The 22,087-nt window shown below is 64.6% G+C and carries 19 protein-coding genes and 1 tRNA gene; 16 read left to right on the top strand and 4 right to left on the bottom strand.

The features are described from left to right. Positions 1-31 precede the first annotated feature (31 nt). From B3873_RS07720 to B3873_RS07645, 16 genes are all read left to right on the top strand, one after another. Entirely contained in the window at positions 32-826 is a 795-nt protein-coding gene (locus tag B3873_RS07720) for an SDR family NAD(P)-dependent oxidoreductase (RefSeq protein ID WP_286865067.1), read from the top strand. 30 nt (positions 827-856) lie between these two features. Then, on the top strand, positions 857-1,894 hold the full coding sequence (locus tag B3873_RS07715) for a WD40/YVTN/BNR-like repeat-containing protein (protein WP_286865066.1): 1,038 nt from the start codon (positions 857-859) through the stop codon (positions 1,892-1,894). A gap of 24 nt (positions 1,895-1,918) precedes the next feature. Then, positions 1,919-2,404, top strand: a complete 486-nt coding sequence (locus B3873_RS07710) for a VOC family protein (RefSeq protein ID WP_286865064.1) — start codon at positions 1,919-1,921, stop codon at positions 2,402-2,404. Positions 2,405-2,458: 54 nt separating this feature from the next. Next, positions 2,459-3,061: an amino acid synthesis family protein gene (locus B3873_RS07705; RefSeq protein WP_286865062.1), complete on the top strand. Its 603-nt coding sequence runs from the start codon at positions 2,459-2,461 to the stop codon at positions 3,059-3,061. A gap of 32 nt (positions 3,062-3,093) precedes the next feature. Continuing rightward, positions 3,094-3,963, top strand: coding sequence for an alpha/beta fold hydrolase (locus B3873_RS07700; RefSeq protein ID WP_286865061.1), 870 nt, complete (start codon positions 3,094-3,096; stop codon positions 3,961-3,963). After that, positions 3,960-4,295, top strand: coding sequence for an NIPSNAP family protein (locus tag B3873_RS07695; protein WP_286865059.1), 336 nt, complete (start codon positions 3,960-3,962; stop codon positions 4,293-4,295). The genes B3873_RS07700 and B3873_RS07695 overlap by 4 nt, the downstream gene beginning before the upstream one ends. Then, complete coding sequence (locus B3873_RS07690; RefSeq protein WP_286865057.1) at positions 4,292-5,902, top strand: bifunctional 3-(3-hydroxy-phenyl)propionate/3-hydroxycinnamic acid hydroxylase; 1,611 nt, start codon at positions 4,292-4,294, stop codon at positions 5,900-5,902. The genes B3873_RS07695 and B3873_RS07690 overlap by 4 nt, the downstream gene beginning before the upstream one ends. A 75-nt stretch (positions 5,903-5,977) precedes the next feature. Then, a complete protein-coding gene (locus B3873_RS07685) occupies positions 5,978-7,420 on the top strand; it encodes an NAD-dependent succinate-semialdehyde dehydrogenase (protein WP_286865055.1) in 1,443 nt (480 codons plus the stop codon). 27 nt (positions 7,421-7,447) lie between these two features. Next, the gene (locus tag B3873_RS07680) at positions 7,448-9,055 is read left to right on the top strand and encodes a methyl-accepting chemotaxis protein (RefSeq protein ID WP_286865053.1); all 1,608 of its coding nucleotides are present in this window, start codon (positions 7,448-7,450) and stop codon (positions 9,053-9,055) included. A 383-nt stretch (positions 9,056-9,438) separates the two neighbouring features. Further along, positions 9,439-10,809 (top strand): aspartate aminotransferase family protein, encoded by a 1,371-nt coding sequence (locus B3873_RS07675; protein WP_286865051.1) that lies wholly within the window; start codon positions 9,439-9,441, stop codon positions 10,807-10,809. Between the two features lie 91 nt (positions 10,810-10,900). Further along, the gene (locus B3873_RS07670; protein WP_286865049.1) at positions 10,901-12,265 is read left to right on the top strand and encodes a DUF1329 domain-containing protein; all 1,365 of its coding nucleotides are present in this window, start codon (positions 10,901-10,903) and stop codon (positions 12,263-12,265) included. Positions 12,266-12,309: 44 nt separating this feature from the next. After that, positions 12,310-14,049, top strand: coding sequence for a DUF1302 domain-containing protein (locus B3873_RS07665; protein WP_286865047.1), 1,740 nt, complete (start codon positions 12,310-12,312; stop codon positions 14,047-14,049). A gap of 76 nt (positions 14,050-14,125) precedes the next feature. Further along, positions 14,126-16,495: an efflux RND transporter permease subunit gene (locus tag B3873_RS07660; RefSeq protein ID WP_286865045.1), complete on the top strand. Its 2,370-nt coding sequence runs from the start codon at positions 14,126-14,128 to the stop codon at positions 16,493-16,495. A gap of 31 nt (positions 16,496-16,526) precedes the next feature. Further along, positions 16,527-17,531, top strand: coding sequence for a WD40/YVTN/BNR-like repeat-containing protein (locus B3873_RS07655; RefSeq protein WP_286865071.1), 1,005 nt, complete (start codon positions 16,527-16,529; stop codon positions 17,529-17,531). Between the two features lie 67 nt (positions 17,532-17,598). Further along, positions 17,599-18,207 carry an FMN-dependent NADH-azoreductase gene (locus B3873_RS07650; protein WP_286865069.1) on the top strand — a complete coding sequence of 203 codons (609 nt, stop codon included), beginning with the start codon at positions 17,599-17,601 and terminating at the stop codon, positions 18,205-18,207. A gap of 38 nt (positions 18,208-18,245) precedes the next feature. Then, on the top strand, positions 18,246-18,890 hold the full coding sequence (locus tag B3873_RS07645; protein WP_134223345.1) for a cytochrome b: 645 nt from the start codon (positions 18,246-18,248) through the stop codon (positions 18,888-18,890). Between the two features lies 1 nt (position 18,891). Here B3873_RS07645 and B3873_RS07640 read toward each other — a convergent pair whose 3' ends face one another. The 4 genes from B3873_RS07640 to B3873_RS07625 form a co-directional block, all read right to left on the bottom strand. Beyond that, positions 18,892-19,197: a hypothetical protein gene (locus tag B3873_RS07640; RefSeq protein WP_286865044.1), complete on the bottom strand. Its 306-nt coding sequence runs from the start codon at positions 19,195-19,197 to the stop codon at positions 18,892-18,894. A gap of 206 nt (positions 19,198-19,403) precedes the next feature. Further along, positions 19,404-19,480 (bottom strand) — tRNA-Arg (locus B3873_RS07635). Between the two features lie 82 nt (positions 19,481-19,562). Then, positions 19,563-21,191 (bottom strand): glucan biosynthesis protein, encoded by a 1,629-nt coding sequence (locus B3873_RS07630; RefSeq protein ID WP_286865042.1) that lies wholly within the window; start codon positions 21,189-21,191, stop codon positions 19,563-19,565. A gap of 158 nt (positions 21,192-21,349) precedes the next feature. Then, positions 21,350-22,087 (bottom strand): type II asparaginase (locus B3873_RS07625; protein ID WP_286865040.1); only part of this gene is annotated, 738 nt, incomplete at its 5' end.

Below are 22,087 nucleotides of genomic sequence, written 5' to 3'. Positions count from 1 at the left end.
CGCACACCACGGCATAGAACAAGGAGCAAGCATGGAACTGAATCTGCAAGGCAAGACCGCCATCGTCACCGGCGGCAGCCTGGGCATCGGGCGGGCAGTGGCCGAGGCACTGGCGCGCGAAGGCGTGCGTGTGGCCATCGTCGCGCGCAGCAAGGGCAAGCTGGAAGAAGTGGCCAAGGAACTGACCCACACCACCGGCACCGAAGTCATCGCCGTGGCTGCCGACGTGAGCAATACCGAACAGGTGGAAGCGGCCGTGGCACAGGCTGCACAGCACTTTGGCGGCATCGACATCCTGGTCAATGGCGCAGCCCATCCGGGCGGGCTGGTGCGCTCGGAAATCCAGCACGCCAGCCCCGAAGGCCTGCTCGAAGACATCAACATCAAGGTGGTCGGCTACATGCGCTTTGCCAAGGCGGCCGCTGCGCACATGCGCACCGGTGGCTATGGCCGCATCATCAATATCGGCGGGCTCACCGGCCGCGGCAGCAAGCAGTTGTCCGGCATGCGCAACGTGGCCATCTGCCATCTCACCAAGACCCTGTCGGACCAGCTCGGTCCGGACGGCATCACCGTCAACGTGATCCACCCCGGCGTGGTCGAGACCCCGCACATCCACGAACTCTACGAGAAGGAAGCCAAGCTGCAAGGGCTGACCCCCGAGCAGGTCGAGCAGAACTATGCCAAGGCCACGCCAATCCGCCGCGTGCTGCAGGTGGAAGAGATCGCCGACGTCGCGCTGTTCCTGGCCTCGCCCCGTGCGGCGGCCATCACCGGCGAATCGATTGCGGTGGATGGCGGCATCACCCGCGGCATCTACCTCTGAGCAGACTGAACTACTGAAAAGGACACCATCATGCAAGGAACCATCCTGGTCGGTACCGCCGGCCAAGGCATCGTGCGCAGCGTCGACAATGGCGCGAGCTGGCACCGCCTGGGCCTGAAGGAAGCCATCGAATTCGACGGCGTGGTACGCAGCCTGGCCGTCGATCCCTCGGATCCGTCGCGCGTGCTGGCGGGTGCCGATGCCGGCATTTGCCTGAGCACCGACGGCGGCGCCCATTTCAAGCGCATCGCTTCGCCGGCCGACGACCAGACCGTCTGGTCGATCGCCTTCAGTCCGAGCAATCCCAAGCTGGTCTTCGCCGGCACCGGCGCACCCTCACGCGCCCGCATGTATCGCTCGCGCGATGGCGGCCTGTCGTGGCAACAGCTGGATGTGGAGCTGCCGGAATTCTGCTCGGGCGTGCACAAGCCGCGCATCCTGACCATCTTCGTGCGCGCCGATGCGCCGCAGGAAGTCTGGTTCGGCGTCGAAGAAGGCGGTGCCTGGCGCAGCAATGATGAAGGCGATACCTGGACCCGCATCGATACCCCGGGCCGTGGCATCAACAATTCCGACATCCACGCCATCACCGTGCTGCCCGCGACCGCCAATGCGCCGGTCAAGCATGTGGTGGTGACCGTCAACTCCGTCTGCGAGAGCACCGACGATGCCGCCAGCTTCACGGCCAAGGCCTCCAAGGAACGCTTCGACGGCATGTACTACACCCGCACCATCCAGGCGCTGGACCCGCAGGGCAATCAGCTGCTGCTGGCCATCGGCGACGGCACGCCCGGCACGCGCACCCGCATCTATCGTTCCGAAAATCGCGGCCAGAGCTGGCAACCCAGCGTGCTGCACACCGCGCCGAACTCCACGGTGTGGGCCTTCGGCGGCCATCCGTCCGATCCGCAACTGCTGTTTGCCGGCACCAAGTACGGCTACCTGCTGCGCTCCACCGATGGCGGACGCAGCTGGTACAAGGAATGGCGCGACTTCAGCGAAATCACCTCGGTAGCCTGGACGCCTTTCGTGGCTCCGGTGCATGCCCATCCGCAATCGATCGACTAGACCAACCAGACAAAGGAGGGCCTCATGTCCGCCACTGCCACCCCGGCCTCGCCCATCAAGCCACGCATCCGCCGTACCCACCTGGCCCTGTTCGTGAAGGACCCGCATGGTTCGGCTCCCTGGTACGAAGACGTGCTGGGCATGACGGTGACGGCCCGCGCCGAGCGCTGGGTGTTCCTGTCCTTCGGCAAGAAGCACCACGACATTGCGCTCATCCGCGTGGACGAACCTGCTCAAGCCGTGCGCGGCGAAGTCAACATGCAGCACTACGGCCTGGAGGTGGAAGGCGACATGGAGGAATTCCGCCGCCTCTACGGCATGTTGCTGGCCAAGGGCATCGAGATCTTCAAGATCACCGATCACAAGGTCGGCTACGGCATCTACTTCCACGACCCCGACGGCCACCGTTTCGAATTCTTCTTCGAGACCGCCCGCGACGACGAAGAAGGCAAGCGCCTGCTGGGCCAGTACAACGCCCCCAGCGACAGCTTCCATCTGGATCCGCTGTAAGCCCGGCACTGCTTCACCCCATTGCACCGTATCGATTCATTCCAAGGACATCCGATGAAGACCCCCAATTTCGAGAACTTCCACATCCGCAAGTGGTACCTGCAAATCGAAGACAGCCTGGCCGGCGAGAGCGGCAAGGACGCCGATGGCGCGCCGCTGCGCAAGATCGTCATCGCTGCCTGCCTGCACAATCCCTTCGCCGGCAAGTATGCCGAGGACCTGTCCGGGTGGATCAATCCTTCGCCGCTGCTGGGCCAGGAATTCGCCCGCCGCATCCGTGAGGCCGCGCAGGGCCAGGCCATCGAGAGTTATGGCAAGGCTTGCCTGGTGGGCGTGGATGGCGAGTACGAACATGGCAACGCGCTGCTCACCAATCCGGCTGCCAATCCGGTGCGCGACGGCGTGGGCGGTGCCAAGTCCTGGGTGCCCTCGACCGGCAAGCGCGGCGGTCCCGGCACCATCATCGACATCCCGCTGGCGCACAAGGATGCCTTGTACGTGCGCTCCCACTACGACACCGTCAGCGCCCAGTTCAACGACGGCCCCAACCGCGATGAAGTGGTGGTGATCTGGGCCTTCGCCACCCGTGGCCGTCTGAACGCCCGCCTGGGTGGCCTCAAAGCCTCCGAGGTGAAGGGGCAGGACGGCCTGGTCTGAGGTCGCCACACGCAAGGATCAGGGAGACCATCATGCAGCGCCGAGATTATTCGCTGACCCTCACGGGTTTGCAGTTCCACGTCACCGAATGGGGCGATCCGCAGGACTTTCCCCTGCTGCTCCTGCACGGCATCCGTGGCTATGGCGAGACCTTTGCCGACCTGGTGCAGCGCCTGCCGTCCGGCTACCGCTGCATCGCGCTGGACCAGCGCGGGCGCGGCCAGAGCGACTGGGATCCGGGCTGCAACTACTACACCGATACCTACGTGGCCGACATGGAGGCACTGGTGGCACGCCTGGGCCTGCGCCAGTTCGACCTGCTGGGCCACTCCATGGGCGGCATCAATGCCATCGTCTATGCCGCGCGGCATCCGTCGCAGGTGCGTCGCCTCGTCATCGAGGATGCCGGTCCCGGCGCTTTCGAGAACAGCCCCGGTGCCAGCCGCATCCGCCGCGAACTGGCCACTACACCGAGCCACTTCGGCAGTTGGGAAGAAGCCAGCATCTTCATGCGCGCGCTGCGTCCCACCGTGACCGAAGAGGCACGCCAGCAGCGCCTGGACAACATGCTCAAGGCTACTGCGGACGGCGGCTATACCTGGCGCTATGACCACGTCGGCATCAGCGCTACGCGCCTCATGCCCGACATCACACGGGTGGTCGACCTGCGCCCGCACCTCATGGCGCTGGCGTGCCCGACGCTGGTGGTGCGCGGTGAACGTTCGGACTACCTGTCGGCCGCAATCGCGGCGGAAATGCGCCAGATCAACGCGCGCGTTCTCACCTGCACCATTGCCGATGCCGGCCACTACATCCACGACGACCAGCCGGAAGCCTTCGCCAGGGCGGTGCGGGAATTCCTGCAACAAGAACAACAGGACAAGGGGGAGAAGACATCATGATCCATGAACTGCGCACCTACACCATGGTGCCCGGCGGCGTGCGCGAGTACGTCCGCATCTACAACGAGTGCGGCCGCGCGCACCAGGTCCGCCTGCTGGGCCATCTGGTGGCGATGATGATTCCGGAGAGCGGCGACCTCAACCAGTTGGTCTACCACTGGGCCTTCGACAGCCTGGAAGACCGCGCCCGCCGCCGTACGGCACTGCTGGCCGATCCCGATTTCGCCGAATTCCGCAAGCAGGTGCGCGGTCTGCTGGTGCAACAGGAAAGCCGCCTGCTCACCAGCGCGCCCGAACCGGCCGTAGCGGCGCATGCCGGGAGTGCCGCATGAGTACAGCGGTCCAGGCCCAGGTGCTCATCATCGGTGCCGGCCCGGTCGGGGTGACGCTGGCCAATCTGCTGGGTACCTATGGCATCTCCACGCTCATCATCGAGCGCAACCTGGACGTGCTGGATTATCCGCGCGCAGTGGGCATCGATGACGAAGCGCTGCGCACCTTCCAGTCCGCTGGCATGGCCGACGCCATCGTGCGCGACGTGATCCAGAACGTGCCCATGCGCATGTACACCGCCGACCGCCGCTGTTTCGCCGAGATCCAGCCGACCACGCGCGAATTCGGCTGGTATCGCCGCAATCTGTTCTCGCAGCCGCTGGGCGAGGCCACGCTGCGCCAGGGGCTGCAGCGCTTCCCGCATGTGGAGCTGCGCTCGGGCGTGGAGCTGCTGGACCTGGTGCAGGACGAGCAGGGCGTGCTGGCCACCATCAGCGATGCGCATGGCATGCAGAGCTACCTGGCCGCGCAGTATGCCGTGGGCTGCGATGGCGGCCGCAGTACCGTGCGCGAGAAAATCCTCAAACTGCCCTACGAGGGCAAGACCCATCCTGCCAAATGGGTGGTGATCGAGTGCGATGGCGATCCGCTGGATGCGCCCTACACCGCCCTGCATTGCGAACCGCAGCGTCCGTATGTGTGCCTGGCGCTGCCCTATGGCGTGCGGCGCTGGGAGTTCATGCTATTCCCCGGCGAGGATGGCGAACAGATGCTGGCCCCGGCCAAGGTGCGCGAGCTGTTGCGCGAACACGTGGCCGAGGTCGATGCGCTCAACATCATCCCCGCCCGCGTCTACACCCACAATTCGCGCGTGGCCGGCTCGCTGGTGTGCGGCCGCATCTGCCTGGCCGGCGACGCCGCCCACATCACGCCGCCGTGGATCGGGCAGGGCTTGAATGCCGGCTTGCGCGACGCCTTCAACCTGGCCTGGAAACTGGCCTGGGTGCTGCAGGGCCGGATGAAGCCCGCACTGCTGGCCAGCTATCACGACGAGCGCCATGCCCACGTCAAGGCCATGATCGACCTGGCCGACCTGTTCGGTGCGGTGCTGTCGCAGAAGAACCGCCTGCTGGCCTGGTGCCGCGACAAGTTCTTCCTGGCCATCAGGGATATCCCGCGCGTGCGCGACTACGTGCTGCAGATGAAATTCAAGCCCATGCCCAGCTTCCACAGCCAGGCCGTGATGCAGGGTGACCCGCGCAATCGCGATGATCTGGTCGGGCGCATGTTCCTGCAATCGCTGGTGGAAACCGGCGAGGGTGAGGTGATGCGGCTCGATGACCTGTGCGGCAGCCGCTTCACGCTGCTGAGCTGGCGCTGTGACGTGCTGCCTGCAGCGACCGTCGATCCTGATCTGCGCCGCCGCATGCAGGTCTTCGGCTGTGATTACCTGCAGGGCGTGCGTTCGCGCAGCGGTGCACGCGGCGTGCCGCTGACCGGCTCCGGCACGGTGATCCAGGATCATGAGAACAAGCTCAATGCCTGGTTCAAGGAAAAGGGCGTGGACTGGGTGCTCCTGCGTCCCGACCGTTTCATCGCCGCCGCCGGCCGCGCCGACGATGCGCCTGCGGTGATGCAGCTCTTCCTCGATCGCGTGGCCTGCTGACGCAAGTTGATCCTGTTTCTGCATTGCAGCCGGTATGCCATGCGCGTACCGGTCTTTTCCTCTTCAAGGTGACCCATGTATCCCGACCTGCAGCTCTACATCAACGGACGTTTCCATGGCCTCGACGGCCGCCGCTATCAGGAAGTGCGCGATCCTGCCACGGGCGAAGTGCTGGGGCGCCTGCCCTGGGCCGAGGCCGGCGATATCGAGGAAGCCATCCAGGCTGCCCATGCCGCGTTCCAGCAGTGGCGCAAGGTCTCGCCGCTGGAGCGGTCCGACATCCTGCGCCGCGCCGCCGCGCTCACGCGTGAACGCGCGCAGGCGATGGCCCCGGCCATCACCATGGACAACGGCAAGCCGCTGGCCGACGCCGTCGCCGAGATCCTCAATGCCGCCGAGCACCTCGACTGGCACGCCGAGGAAGGCCGCCGCCTGTATGGCCGCGTGGTCGGTGCGCGCCATCCCGAGGTGCGGCAACTGGTGGTGCGCGAACCGGTCGGTGTGTGCGCGGCCATCAGTCCATGGAATTTCCCGTTCGGCCAGGCCATGAAGAAGGTGGCAGCGGCCATGGCGGCAGGCTGCACGGTGGTGCTGAAGGGACCCTCGGAATCGCCCGCCGCCATCGTGCTGATGGCACAGCTGTTTCATGATGCGGGCGTGCCGGCGGGCGTCTTCAATATCGTCTGGGGCGTGTCGTCGGAGATCTCGCAGCAGCTGATCGCCTCGCCCTTGGTGCGGTCCATTTCCTTCACAGGCTCCATTCCCGTGGGCAGCCAGCTGGCCGCCCAGGCTGCGCTGCATATGAAGCGCATGAGCATGGAGCTGGGCGGGCACGCGCCGGTCCTGGTGTTCGACGATGCCGAGGTGGATGCCGCCGCGCGGCTGCTGGCGCGACTGAAGATTCGTAACGCCGGCCAGGTCTGCGTATCGCCGTCGCGCTTTTTTGTTCACCAGCGCATTTACGACCGCTTCGTGGTGGCCCTGGCCGATGCCCTGCAGCAGGTGAAAGTCGGTTCCGGTCTTGAAGCCGGTGTGCAGATGGGCCCGCTGATCCATGGCCGCCGCTTCGACGCGGTACATGACCTGATCGAAGACGCCGTGAGCCAGGGCGCGCAACTCGTCACGGGTGGCCGGCGCATCGGTGAGCTCGGCCACTTCCATGCGCCCACGCTGCTGGCCGATGTGCCACCGACGGCCCGCGTGATGCAGGAAGAGCCCTTCGGCCCGGTGGCCGCCGTCACGCCCTTCGCCCATACCGCGCAGGCCCTGGCGATGGCCAACGCGCTGCCCCTGGGCCTGGCCTCCTACGTCTTCACGCAATCGCTGGCCACGGCGCACGAGGTGGCCAGCGGCTTGCAGGCCGGCATGGTCAACATCAACCATTCCGGCATGGCGCATCCCGAGCTGCCCTTCGGCGGCATCGGTGAAAGCGGCTTCGGCAGCGAAGGCGGCACCGAGAGCTTCGACAGCTTCCTGGTCACCAAGATGATCAGCCAGATCAGCCACGTACCCGGCTGAGCCATCTACCACCCAGGGGGAGTAACGATGAGGCAGGCGCTCGCTGCATTGAGCATTGCGGCCCGGCTGCGGCTGGCCTTCGTGCTGCTGTTGCTGATGCTGGTCGGCATGGCGCTGTTTTCCTATGGCCGCATGAGCCATATCAACCGGCAGGTCGAGCAGCTCGGCAGCATCAACGTGCCGGCCATGGAATCGGTCTCGGGCATACGCATCGGCATGGCGCAATACCGCATGGGCGTGACGCTGGCCCTGCTGGCCGATGATGGCAGTGGCGGCACGGCGGCCGCCCAGGCGCGGCGCGAGGGCCTGGCCTATGCAGAGAGGTATCTCAAGATCCTGGTCGACTTCGCCAGCAATGATGACGAACGCGCCACCAGCCGCCAACTGAGCGCCAGCTGGCAGGCCTATCGCGCCCTGGCCGAGAAGGCGGTGGCGCTGGCTGCTGCCGGGCAGTCGGCCGAGGCGCTGCTGCTGGCGGCCGACAGTGCCGCGCCTTACGAGCAGATGGCCGGCATCCTCAAGTTCATCAGCGATTCGGTGGCGCAGGAATCGGCGGCCTCGGTAGCCGATGGCCAGCAGGCCTTCGTCTCCGCCCGGCACGCGCTCATCGCAGTCAGTGTGGCCGCGCTGCTCGGCACGCTGGTACTGGCGCGCTTGCTCATTGGTGGAATTGCCGGACCGCTGCGGCGTGCGGTACAGGCTGCGCATCGGATTGCCGAAGGTGCGCTGGACCAGGAGATCACGGTCAGCGGCCGCGACGAGATCAGCCAGTTGCTCACTGCCATGCAGCGCATGCAGCAAGCCCTGGTCGGCATCGTGGCCGGGGTGCGGCGCGAAGCCGAACACGTGGCCACGGCCAGCGTGCAGATCGCCGCCGGCAACGCCGATCTCTCCACCCGCACCGAAGCCCAGGCCGCCGCGCTGGAAGAGACGGCGGCCACCATGAATGAACTCAGCGCCACGGTGCAGAAGAATGCCGAGGACGCCCGCCAGGCCAGCGGCACTGCGCGGCAGGCCAGTACGGTGGCGCTGCAGGGAGGAGAGGTGGTGCAGGAAGTGGTGCAGACCATGCGCGGCATCGAGGACAGTTCGCAGCGCATCTCGGAGATCGTCGGCACCATCGATGGCATCGCCTTCCAGACCAATATCCTGGCCTTGAATGCAGCCGTGGAAGCGGCGCGCGCCGGGGAGCAGGGGCGCGGCTTTGCGGTGGTGGCCACCGAGGTGCGCTCACTGGCCCAGCGCAGTTCATTGGCCGCACGCGAGACCAAGGCCCTGATCCATGAATCGGTAGCGCGCATCCAGACCGGCGCGCGCCTGGTGGACCGTGCCGGGCAGACCATGCAGGACATCGTGGCGGCGGTGCGCAGCGTCTCGGCCATCGTGGCCCAGATCAGCGAGGCCAGCGTGACCCAGAGCGCAGACATCGCCGAAGTCGAGGGTGCCATCCGGCAACTGGACGATGCCCTGCAGCAGAACGCTGCCCTGGTCGAACAAAGCGCGGCCGCCAGCGAGAGCCTGCGCCAGCAGGCGGGCAACCTGCTGGGGACGGTGTCGGTGTTCAGGATTGCGGAGGGCGCGCAGCTGCTTCACGCTTCGCAGTCGCCTCCGTCGCTGGCCTTGCCGCTGGTGTGACGGTTTCTCCTTCTTTTTTCGGGCGTGTTTTCCGTACGTTTTTCTGCCCGTAATCCGGTACGTCTTTCTGTACATCGTTGTGTGTTCCGGTGCCTGGCAGCACCCTTGATGGCGGCTTCGGCCGCCATTTTTTTCATTCGTTCGTCAGCCGTCCGTCAGCCTCGCGCAAGGCGGGAGCGCGCCTGCGCAAATTATTTCCGTCCCCGCATCACGCTGCGCGATGACTTGCTCATTTGGGCTAATGGCTTGCCCGGTGCAAGGGGTTTAATCGTGTCATGCCGCAAGCTCGCCAGCAAGGCGTTGCGGGCGGCGCTGTTCCCGGTCAATCGCTTGCCGCTGCGCAGGCGAACACTCTCTTGAAAACGGTCTTGAAAGGTAAGTTTATGATTGAAGCAGAACTGGAGTCGCTCAACTTTGCTGACGCTCCCAAGATGGTGTCGTCCACCTATCCCGGCCCCAAGACGGCAGCGGCGCTGGAACTGTCGGCACGCACCGAGTCGATGGCCCGTGGCGGCGGCCGCATGCCCATCGCCATGGACCAGGCCTTCGGCGTGACCTTCAAGGACCCGGACGGCAATACCTTCATCGACCTCTCCGCCGGCGTCGGCGTGAGCAGCGTCGGGCGCTGCAATCCGCGCGTGGTCGAAGCGATCCGCAAGCAATCCGAATCGCTGATGCACTCGATGGAAGTCAACAGCTCCAAGCGTACCGAGCTGGCCGCCAAGATCTCGGAGATCATGCCCGAGGGCCTGCGCGGCGACTGCATCACCTTCTTCACCCAGGGTGGCAGCGATGCGCTGGAAGCCGCCGTGAAGTTCGCCAAGCGCGTCACCGGCCGTCACCAGATCATCGCCTTCCACGGCGGCTATCACGGCATCTGGAATGCCTCCAATGCGCTCACCACCGGCACCGCCTATCGCAAGGGCTTCGGTCCCTTCATGGGCGGCGTGATCCACGCACCGTATCCCTACGCCTATCGTTTCCCCTTCGATACCAGCAACAAGAGTGCCGAGCAGATCGCCGGTGAATATGTCGATTACCTGCTCAACACCCCCTACACCGCCGCCGATGACGTGGCGGCCGTGATCGTCGATCCGGTGCAGGGCGAGGGCGGTTATGTGCCGCCGTCGCCGGAGTTCCTGCAGATCCTGCGCAAGGCCTGCGACCGCAGCGGCGCGCTGCTGATTGTCGATGAAGTGCAGGCCGGTGCCGGCCGCACCGGCAAGATGTGGGCGGTGGAACATTCGGGCGTGAAGCCCGACATGCTGACCTTCGGCAAGGGCATCGGCGGCGACATGCCCATGGCCGGCCTGGTGATGCGTTCCGATCTCGCGGCCAAGATCCCTGATGGCTCGCAGCCCAATACCTTCGCCGCCAATTCGATCTCGGCAGCGGTGGCGCTGACCAACATCAGCATCCTGCAAGACCCGCGCCTGGACCTGGTCAACCGCGCCCATGCCCTGGGCCTGGAAGCGCAGGAACGTATCCGCAGTTTCAACAGCCCCTGGATCGGCGAGGTGCGCGGACGCGGCCTGATGATCGGCATCGAGCTGGTCGAGAACCGCGAGACCCGCGAACCGCTCTCGCGCGAGAAGCTGGGCAAGCTCATGGACTACGTGGTCGGCCATGGCGTGCTGATGATTCCGTGTGGCCGCTACACCAACGTCATGCGCGTGATGCCTTCGCTGACCATTCCGCGTTCGCTGATGTTCAAGGGACTGGACATCTTCGGCGCCGGCCTGGCCTCCCTCTGAACGGGACAACCCGGTGGCCGGGATGCATTCCGGCCACCTGCCTGATTCCTCATCAATCGCAACAGGTTTGAGTCAATTGGAGAAAGTGGTCATGAAGAGAACGATCCTCGGTTTGTCCCTGCTGGCAATGGGCGCGGCACTGGCGCACGCGGCCTCGGTGCAAGATCTGGGCAGCACCCTGACCCCGCTGGGCGGCGACAAGGCCGCCGGCCAGGGCGTCCCGGAATGGAAGGCGGAAAACGTGGAATTGCCCGGCTGGTCCTACGGCAAGCTGCGCAAGGACTATTTCAAGTACAAGGATGAAAAGCCCACCGAGGTCATCGACGCCTCCAACGTGGACAAGTACGCCGATCACCTGACGCCGGGACAGGTGGCCCTGATCAAGCAGGTCAAGGGCTACAAGATGGATATCTATCCCACCCACCGCTACTGTGCCGCGCCAGACTTCGTGGTCGAGAACACCAAGAAGAATGTGGCCGACGGCAAGATCGGTGCCGACGGCTGGAGCCTGGCCGAAGCCAACGTGCCCGGCATTCCCTTCCCTCTGCCCAAGACCGGCCTGGAGGTGATGTACAACAGCAAGATGCGCTATCGCGGCGTGGGCGTGGACTTCCCCAACACCATCACCGCCGTCTCGCCGCGCAAGGGCAGCAATGAGTGGATCAAGGCCAGCCAGCAGCTGACGCTGTTCTATCCCTCCAACGTCAAGGGCAGCACCAAGCTTTCCAGCCTGGGCGGGGTCGAGTTCTACACCTACGTTGCCTATGCCTCGCCGACCGCACTGGCCGGACAGGCGCTGACGGTGGCGACCTATCTCAATCGTCCGGGCGCGGAGACCTTCTACTACTTCCCCGACCAGCGCCGCGTACGCCGCATGCCGTCCTATGCCTACGATGCGCCGCAGATCGGCATGGAAAACCAGTACACCATGGATGAGCCGACCGTCTTCAACGGCACCATGGACCGCTTCGACTGGAAGCTGGTCGGCAAGAAGGAAATCTACGTCGCCTACAACAGCTTCGGTGCCAACAACTTCAAGGACAATTTCGACGACATCGCCAAGCCTGATTTCGTGGCCGAGAATGCGCGCCGCTACGAACTGCACCGGGTCTGGGTAGTGGAAGCCACGGTCAAGCCGGGCGTACGCCACCTCGCCCCCAAGCGGACCTTCTATGTCGATGAAGACAGCTGGAACCTGGTGCTCTCCGACGACTACGACGCCCAGAACAAGCTGTGGAAGCATCGCGAGGGTTACATCATTCCGGTCTATGAAACCGGTGCCTGCGATCTCGCCGGCTTCGCCCAGTACAACCTGGCCGAAGGCCGCTACCTGATGGATTCACACTCGGCCGGCACCGGCAAGGACATCCGCTGGGAAACCGAGGTCAAGGACAACCCACGTCTGCGCGACAGTTTCTACAGCGCCGACAACCTGCGTGCCATCAGCGACCGCTGAGCGCTACGCCACTCTGACAAGACTTTGACGGGGAAGGGAAAACCATGAAGAAGCCAATGCGCAAGACGCGGCGTGCAGGTTCGGCGCTGCCACGGATGTTGCCCATCGTCGTACCGCTAATGGGCGCCTGTCTCTACACGGGCAATGCCCAGGCCTTTACCTTCGAGGGGGAATCGGTCTCGGGCAACTTTGACTCCACCGTCACGGTGGGCGTCGGGATCCGCGCCAGCAAGCCGGTCTGTGCCGGCATCATCGGTTCGGTCAACGGCGGCCAGCCCTCGGGGCCGACCGGTGCGGGCGCACCGGATGGCTGTGCCGATTCGCTCTCGCAATACAACGACCAGGGCAACCTGAACTACGAGCGGGGCAGCGCCTTCACCACCTACATCAAAGGCACCCATGAGCTCATGCTCAAGTTGCCTTCGGACGTGAAATTCCTCGGCCGCGTCAGCTGGCTGCGCGACTTTGCTGCCGACAGTGCCACCGGCTACGTCAGCGGGGGCGGCGGCAGTTCCTTCCCCGGCAATGCGGCCAGCCAGGTGCGCAACAAGACGCGCCTGCTGGATCTGTGGGTGAGCAAGGAATTCTCCATCGGCGAGCAGCGCGCCCGCCTGCGTGTCGGTAACCAGGTGGTGAACTGGGGCGAGAGCCTGTTCATTCCCGGCGGCATCAACCAGACCAACGCGCTGGACCTGATGCGCCTGTCGCAACCGGGCACGCAGATGAAGGAAGCGGTGCTGCCGGCCCCGATGGTCAACTTCGCCACCGGACTGGGCCATGGACTGAGCGTCGAGACTTATGTGCAGCAAGGCTGGCAGCGCAACTATTTCCCGCCGGTGGGCAGCTACTGGTCCATCGGCACCATCGGCAACGGTGCCAGCGAGCTGGGCGTGCCCACCACCAGTACGCCGCGTTCCAGCGGCCAGTACGGCGTGGCGCTGCGCTACAGCCCCAAGGACACCGAGATGAACTTCGGCCTGTACCTGATGAACTACCACGACAAGTCGCCGGTGATGTCGACCTCGACCAGTTCAGTCTCGGGCTTCGGCTACTCCTACCTGCAGGACCGCAAGATGATCGGTGCCAGCATGAACTTCCCGGTCGGCAACTGGGCAGTGGGCACCGAATTGTCTTACCGTCCCAAGGATCCGATCACGCTCAACACCTCCACCGCCGGCAACAGCCCGACCACCAACGGCAGCGGCTGCCTGGCCAACGGCAACTGCTACGTCGAGACGGCCAAGTACCAGCTGGCGGTCACGGGCCTGTTGAGCATGACCCCGAGCGACAACCCCACCATCCTCAAGATGCTGGGCGGGGCCGATACCGCCACCCTGATGGCCGAGGCCGTGGGCATCTACTATCCCAACATGAAGAAGTCCTACCAGGGCATTCCTGTGGCAGCCGGCAACTGGGGCTGGGGTTACGACACCACCGCCAATGCCATTGCCACCGGCGCCGGGTCGCCGCCCAGCGTGGGCACGGCGCTCTCGTATGGCTACAACCTGGACTTCAGCTGGGTGTATGACGGCTCGCTCATTCCGGGCTGGCAGGTGGTGCCGGAGATCTTCTACTTCCAGGCCTTGCATGGACGCACGCCCAACTTTGCGGGCACCTTCATGCAGGGCGCGAAGTCGGCCAACTTCATCGTCAGCTTCATCCAGAATCCGGCCAAGTGGCAGTTCTCGCTCAACTACGCCATGTTCTGGGGCGGCGACACCATCTTCGACCAGCCGCTGCGCGGCCGCAATTTCGTCGGGGCCACTGCGACCTACAACTTCTGATCCCGGTCGGACTGCGCCCTGGCGGGCGTAGTCCGTTCCGGTCGTACCGTGTCTTGCCTGCTGGATTCAGATCACTATGCGTTTTCTCAACGGCTTTCTCAGCCTGGCGCGCCTGGAGGCGCTGGCCTTTCGCGCGCGCCTGCCCATCCTGCTGGCACTGCTGGGCTTCACGGCGCTGATGGCCGTGTTCTCGCTGCAGCTGCGCATGGATGCCGGCTTCGAGAAGCAGATCCCTTCGGACCATGAATACGTGGCCACGCTGCACCAATACCGCGATGAACTGTTCGGTGCCAATCGCCTCAACATCGTGCTGCGCGCCCGGCACGGCAGCATCTGGACCAGGGACGGTCTCACGCGCCTCAACGCCATGACCCAGGCCGTCATGTTCCTGCCCAACATCAACCGGCTGGGGGTGCAGTCGCTGTGGACGCCCAACACCTTCGTCAATGAAATCACCGAGGAAGGTTTCCGCGCCGACCCGGTCATCGCCGGTACCGTCACGCCTGACAACCTGACGCCGGAGGTGATCGCCGGCATCCGCGACAGCGCCAACAATGGCGGCTTCGTGGGTACGCTGGTCTCGCGCAGCCAGGACAGCGCGATGATCATCGCCGAGATCAACGAGTTCGATGCCAATGGCAAAAAGGTCGACTATCTCGCCTACAACAAGCTGCTCAACGACTTGCGCGCCAAGTACGAGAATGCCGACTTCGAAGTGCAGATCATCGGCTTCGCCAAGCAGATCGGCGATGTTGCCGATGGCGCGCAGGGCGTGCTCAAGTTCTGCGTGATGGCTTTGCTGCTGACTGCACTGGCGGTGTACTGGTATTGCCGCTCGCTGCCGTTCACGCTGCTGCCCATCGTCTGTTCGCTGGTATCGCTGGTGTGGCAGTTCGGGACCTTGCACCTGCTGGGCTACGGACTGGACCCGCTGGCGGTGCTGGTGCCGTTCCTGGTGTTTACCATCGGCGTCTCGCACGGGGTGCAGCAGATCAACTACATCGTGCGCGGCATCGCGGCCGGCATGGGGTGCGACGAGGCGGCGCGCGCCAGCTTCCGTGGCCTGCTGGTGCCGGGCGTGCTGGCGCTGGTGACGGCCTTCGTCTCCTTCATCACGCTCACGCTCATTCCGATTCCCATGGTCAAGGAGCTGGCCATCACCGCTTCCATCGGCGTAGGCTACAAGATCATCACCAACCTGGTCATGCTGCCGCTGGCGGCCTCCCTGCTCAAGGTCGACAAGGCCTATGCCGATGCCGCCATGCGGGCACAGCAGAAGCGTGCGCGCTGGCTGCAGGTGTTTGCGCGTGCGGCCCATCCGCGCAATGCCAAGGTGATCGTACTGGTCACGCTGCTGCTCTTTGCGGCCTCGGTGTGGTACAGCAGCGACCGCCTGGTCGGTACTCTGCAGGCCGGGGCCCCCGAGCTGCGGGCCGACTCGCGCTACAACCTGGATGCCAAGGCGATTGCGGAGAACTACGACACGGGACTGGACTGGCTCTCGGTGATCCTGGCCACCCCCGAAAATTCCTGTGACCAGGTCGCCTTCGGACGCTACCAGGACCAGTTCGATGCGGCCATGGCGCAGGTGCCGGGGGTGATGTCGGTGAGCTCCTTCGCGCAGCAGATGAAGATCTATAACGAAGGTTACAACGAGGGCAATCCGGCCATGTATTCGGTGCCGCTGGATCCGGCCAACTATGCCGCACTGGCGGTGGAGATCGGGCGGGTGCGCGGCTTCCTCTCCAAGGATTGCAGCATGCTGGCCACGCATCTCTACCTGACCGATCACAAGGCTTCCACCATCAATGGCGTGATCGCGGCCGTCAAGCAGTACCGCAGCGCGCATCCGTTGCCGGGGCTGAGCATCCGCCTGGCCGCAGGCAATGCCGGGGTGATCGCTGCCGTCAACGAGGAGGTGGAAAAGTCTGAGCTGCCGATGATGCTCTACGTCTATGCCGCCATCGTGGTGCTGGTGTTTGCGGTGTATCGCGATCTCCGTGCCGTGGTGGCATGCTGCCTGCCGCTGACGGTGGCCACCTTCATCGGCTATGCCTTCATGAAGCAGCTGCAGATCGGCCTGACGGTGGCGACCTTGCCGGTGATGGTGCTGGCCGTGGGCATCGGGGTGGACTATGCCTTCTACATCTACAGCCGCCTGCAGATGCACCTGGCGGCGGGCGAGGCGATTGATGTGGCGCTGGAGAAATCGATACAGGAAATCGGCGTGGCCACCATCTTCACGGCCATCACGCTGGCCATCGGCGTGGCCACCTGGTCCTTCTCGCAGCTCAAGTTCCAGGCCGACATGGGCAAGCTGCTGGCCTTCATGTTCATCGTCAACCTGATCATGGCCATGACCGCCTTGCCGGCCTTTGCGGTGGTGCTGGAACGGCTGTTCCCGCGCAAGGGCAAGATCAAGGTCAACAGCATGATGAGCCACTGAGGGCGCAGGAGAGAATGCGATGCAAGGGAGAATGGATGTGAGCAAGTCAGTCAAGGGATGGCTGTGCGTGACGCTGCTGGCGTGGTCTGCACTGGCGGCCGGCAGTGGCCACGCGCAAGGCATGGCGCCGGTGCCGCTGCGTGCCGCCGTGGCCGATGCCCATGCCGAACGCGCCATGATGCTGGCGGCGACGCTGGCCGGTGAGCGCGTGGTGGCGGTGGGTGCGCGCGGCAATGTGATCCTGTCCGATGATGGCGGGCAGCACTGGCGCCAGGCGCGCCAGGTGCCGGTGGATTTCACGCTGACGGCAGTCAGCTTCGTGGATGACAAGGAGGGCTGGGCGGCCGGCCATGGCGGCGTGGTGATCCACACCGCCGACGGTGGCGAAACCTGGCAGGTGCAGCGTAGCGCCACCGAGGTCGACCAGCCGCTGTTCACGGTCTACTTCCGTGATCGTCTCCATGGCTGGGCCGCCGGATTGTGGTCGCTGCTGCTGCAGACCGAGGATGGCGGCAAGACCTGGACCCCGCTGCATTTGCCGGTGGCTGCAGGCAGCAAGCGCAGCGACCTGAATTTGCTGCATCTCTTCGCAGGGCAGGGCGATGCGCTTTACCTGGCGGCGGAGCAGGGCACGCTGTTCCGGTCACGCGATGGTGGCCAGCACTGGGAATTGCAGAGTACCGGCAGCAAGGCCTCGCTGTGGAGCGGCGCGGTGGCCCAGCCCTCAGGCACGCTGATCGTGGCGGGCCTGGGCGGCAAGCTCTTGCGCAGTACCGATGAGGGGGCGACGTGGCAGGCCGTGGCCTTGCCCACCAGCGGATCGATCACGGCGCTGCAGGCGACGCCGGGCCTGCTGACGGCCTCTTCGCTGGAGGGCAAGCTGCTGCAGAGCCGCGATGACGGCCTCAGCTGGCAGGTCGTCGCGACTGCTCCGCAGGCCATCACGACGCTGCTGGTGAACCGGCTGGGGCAGGTCCTGCCGTTCTCCAAGGAAGGCGTCCTCAAGCCGGTGGAGCCCGGTGCGGCCAAGCCCTGAGCATCACCGACCCGTTTTTTTTCGTAAATTGAATAAATGATTTATAGAATATGAGGAATCCATGACCATGAAACTCCTGCATCTGGATGCCAGCATCCTGGGTGAACATTCCGTAAGCCGCCAGCTCTCGGCGCAAATCGTGGCGCGCCTGCGCGTGCTGCATCCGGCACTGGAAGTGGTCTATCGCGACCTCGCCGCCGTCGCGCCTGCGCATCTGTCGCCGCAGCACCTGGCGGCCTTCAATGGCGCGGAGGTCAGCGATCCTGCCCTGCAGGCGGACCTGGCATTGGGACAGGCCTGCCTCGATGAACTGCTGCAGGCGGATCTGCTGGTGATCGGCGCGCCGATGTACAACTTTTCGCTGCCGTCATCACTGAAGGCCTGGATCGACAGGGTGGCTGTGGCAGGGACTACCTTCGCCTATGGCGAGGCCGGTCCGGAAGGGCTGCTCAAGGGACGCCGCGCCTACATCGCCTCGGTGCGCGGCGGCCAGTATGCGGAGGGTACGCCGGAAGCGGCGCTGGATCACCAGGAACGCTATCTGCAGGATCTGCTGGGCTTCCTTGGCATCGTCGACGTCACCGTGATCCGCGCCGAAGGCGTGGCCATGGGCGAGAGCGAAAAAGCGCAGGCGCTGGCCGATGCTGCGGCACGCATTGCCTTTTTGCGCGTGTAATACACTGACGCACCTTTTTTCTTCTGGCAGGGAAATTCATGCTGAAAAATACTGCGGAGCGCTTCGGCGCAGTCGCCAAATGCTTCCACTGGACCATGGCGGTGGCCTTCATCCTGGCCTATATCGTGGTGTATTACGTGATCTGGTTCATCGATCCCGAGACCAGCATCAAGCCTGCGCTGTTCGGTATCGAACCGAATGGTGAACTGGTCATCCCCATTCTGAACATCCACTGGGTGCTGGGCGTGAGCATCGGGGTGCTGGTGATCCCGCGCCTGATCTGGCGCTGGATCAATGTCGAGCCGTCACCGGTGCCGGGCAGTGCGCTGGAGCATCTGCTGGCCAAACTGGCGCACTGGGCGCTGTACCTGTTCATGATCGTGATGCCGCTCACGGGCTACCTGAACACCTATGATCCGACCAATTTTGGTCTCTTCATCATTCCGGCATTCCGCGAGACGGCCTTGTTCCACTGGATCGCCACGACCTGGCAGCTTACGGCCGAGCAGGTGGAGACGCCCATCTTCGCCATCCATAAATTCCTGGGGGATTGGGTGGTGTGGGTGGTGGTGCTCCTGCACATCGCGGCGGCTCTGTTCCATCACCGCGTGCGCAAGGATGCCACGCTGGTGCGCATGCTGCCGGCTTCATGGGGCGGCAAGGACGAGGGCGAGCGGCGCTGACTCAGGCGCCGACCGGTGGCGCGAAGTCGCCATCCTTGCGGGGCGGGGCATCGACCGCAGCGGCCTGGACGGGCCGTGCGCCGGCCGGATCATGGTGCTGCGTGCCGTCAGCCACGATGCTGCTTTCCTGGGCGACGGGCTGCATGTCTTCTTCACCGATGATGGCGGGTTGGCCTGAGGCGGTGTCGGCGGGCGCGGTGCCGGCACGGCGGCGGTTGAGATCGTCATAGCGGCGCAGTACCGGTTTGGCAGCGGCCAGCATGGCCAGCGAACCGGCGGCCAGCATGAGGAAGGACATCTTTTTCATTGCGGCTCCTGTGGGCATCGAGGGAAATCGATGGAATCGGATTCGGGGAGCCTTGATTATCCCCAGCCGGGCTGCGGGGGCCTGTCGGACGATGGCGCAACCGTGCGTCGGCCAGCCTAGGATTCTGTGGATGAGCTGCGCCATGCTGGCGGCAGCGGAAAACAAAAAAGGGCCCATCTTGCGATGGACCCTTTTTCTACTACATATGGTGCGGCTGGCAGGAATCGAACCCACGACCCCTTGGTTCGTAGCCAAGTACTCTATCCAGCTGAGCTACAGCCGCGAAAGAACGAGATTATAAGGAGCTTTTCAAAAAAGTACAAACATTTTTTCGCAGCCCTTCAAAAAAACTATTTCACCGCATTTCAATAGACTTCCCGCGCGGCAAACGGATGGTACTGGAACAGCCAGGTCTCGCTCAGTGCCTGGCCCTGATGGCGCAGGAACAGGCGCAGCTCGACCGGCTCTTCGCCGCTGGCCGTGAGATCGAACTGCGCGCGCCAGTGGCCGGGCACGCCGTTGGGCAGCGCTTCGGTATAGACATAGGAAATGCTGCCGCGCGAAGCCGTGATGACCGCTTCCGGCTTCACGCCGAAAGGCAGCCCCGCCAGCGCTTCTCCCTTGAACTCCACCATGAACTTGCGCACCTGCGGCGGCCTCGGCTGGCCCGGCTGGCCGCCACGTCCCAGGCGCGTGGCCACGCAACGTGCCAGCGGGGAAGGGAAGGGCTCGTCCTGCTGCCAGTAGAGCCGGTAGCGCAGGCGATAGGCGTTGCCGGCGCGCGCCGGTGCCTTGGGCACCCACATGGCGACGATGTTGTCGTGGATCTCGTCATCGGTGCGCAGCTCGATCAATTGCACTTCGCCTTCGCCCCAGTCGCCCACCGGTTCTACCCACAGGCTGGGGCGGCGTTCGTAATGCACGCCGTCGAGGTAATGATCGAAATCGCGGTCGCGCTGCAGCAGGCCAAAGCCGCGCAGGTGCTGGTCGCTGAAGGCCGACGACATGGTGCGCGGCGGATTGTTGAGCGGACGCCAGAGATGTTCGCCTGCGCCGTTCCAGATCGCCAGTCCGTCCGAGTCATGCACCTCCGGCCGCCAGTCCGCGCCGGTGCCCTTCACCGTTTCCGAGAACCAGTACATCGAGGTGGCCGGGGCCAGGCCCAGGCGCGCCACGTCTTGCCGCAGGAACAGCGACTTGTCGATCTCCATGTGCACGCCGCCGCCCTGCTTGCGCTGCATGGCGAAGCGATAGGCCCCCGTGATGCTGGGCCCATCGAGCAGGGCATACACCACCACCGTATCGCTGCCGGGGGCAGAGGGCTCGAAGAAGAATTGCGTGAAGTCGGGAAATTCTTCAGGCCGGTCGGCCTGGGCCACATCGATGGCGATGCCGCGCGCCGACAGGCCGTACTGGTACAGATCGCCGATGGCGCGGAAATAGGAGGCACCGAGGAAGGCCACCCAGTCATTGGTATGCCAGTCTTTCTCCTTCTGGTCGGCCAGGCGGCTCTCCTGGAAGCGGAAACCGGCGAAGCCGCTGCCTGCGGGAAGCTGATGGGCGGGGCTGTCGGCCGGCATGTCGAAATAGTCATCGCGGTAAGACACTTCGCGCGACTGTACCGGTACAGTGCCATCGCCCTGACCAGCAAGGATGAACATCCGTACCGGTACACGGAAGAACTTGCCGAGGTGGAAGAAGGTCACCGGAAACGCGCCGGGCCCCTGGGCGAAGAGCGCATCGGCAGTCTTGAAGCGGATCTTGCCGTGGGCTTCGTAGTCGATCTTGTCCAGAACGTCTGCGGGGACGGCCGGCGGGGCCTGGTAGGGCGTGCGGGCCATGTCGCGGGCGCGGGCGATCAGGCTGTCGAAGGAAAACGGCTGCGCACGGCCCATGCGCAAGCCCTGGGCCGCCAGCGCACGCGGCGAGAGGCCGAGGGCGGCCAATGCCGAAGCGGCACTGGCGGCGGCGAGGAATTGACGGCGGCTGGGCATGCGGTGTTCTCCTGTGAAGCGGTCCGGGGCAAGGCGAACTCTACAGAGTGAAGCCTGCCGTGCTTGGTTCCTGCGTAAAAAAAGCCCGCTGCACTGGCAGCGGGCTTTCGGACTGATTGATGCTGGGTCCGGCGGACAGGGCCGCCGGACCGGCAGGATCAGTATTCCCAGAACATCTTCTGGATTTCCTTGCTGTCGGTGGTCTTGGTCAGGGCCAGCATCAGCAGGATGCGCGCCTTCTGCGGGTTCAGCGTATCGGAGACCACGAAGTCCAGCTTGTCGTCGTCGGCTTCGCCGTTGCGCGCCACGATGCCCTGGCCGACGCGGCTGGAACGCACGATCACGACGCCCTTCTTGCGGGCCTCGGTCAGCGACGGCACCACGGTGTTGTTCAGGCTGCCGTCACCCACGCCGGCGTGGATGATGCCTTGCGCGCCTGCGGCCACGAAGGCGTTCAGGGCGATCGGGTTCATGTTGGCGTAGCCGTAGACGATGTCCACTTGCGGCAGCTTGTCCAGGTTCATGATGTCGAACGGGGTGTCGGCCGTGTTCTTGCGGGTGGACTGGCGATAGAAGTAAGGCTTGCTGCCCTGGATGTAGCCCAGGAAGCCCAGTTCCGGCGTCTTGAAGGTGTCCATGGTGGAGGTGTTGGTCTTGGTCACTTCGCGGCCAGCGTTGATCTGGTCGTTCAGGGTCACCAGCACGCCCTTGCCGACGGCTTCCTTGGAGCCGGCCAGCAGCACGGCGTTGTACAGGTTGATCGGGCCGTCAGCGCTGATGGCGGTGGAGGGACGCATCGCGCCCACGATCACCACCGGCTTCTTGCTCTTGACCACCAGGTCCAGGAAGTAGGCGGTTTCTTCGATGGTATCGGTGCCGTGGGTGATGACGATGCC

The organism is Herbaspirillum sp. UBA812, from assembly GCF_002296545.1.
GTDB lineage: Bacteria > Pseudomonadota > Gammaproteobacteria > Burkholderiales > Burkholderiaceae_D > Herbaspirillum > Herbaspirillum huttiense.
This window is presented reverse-complemented; position numbering and strand designations above follow the sequence as displayed.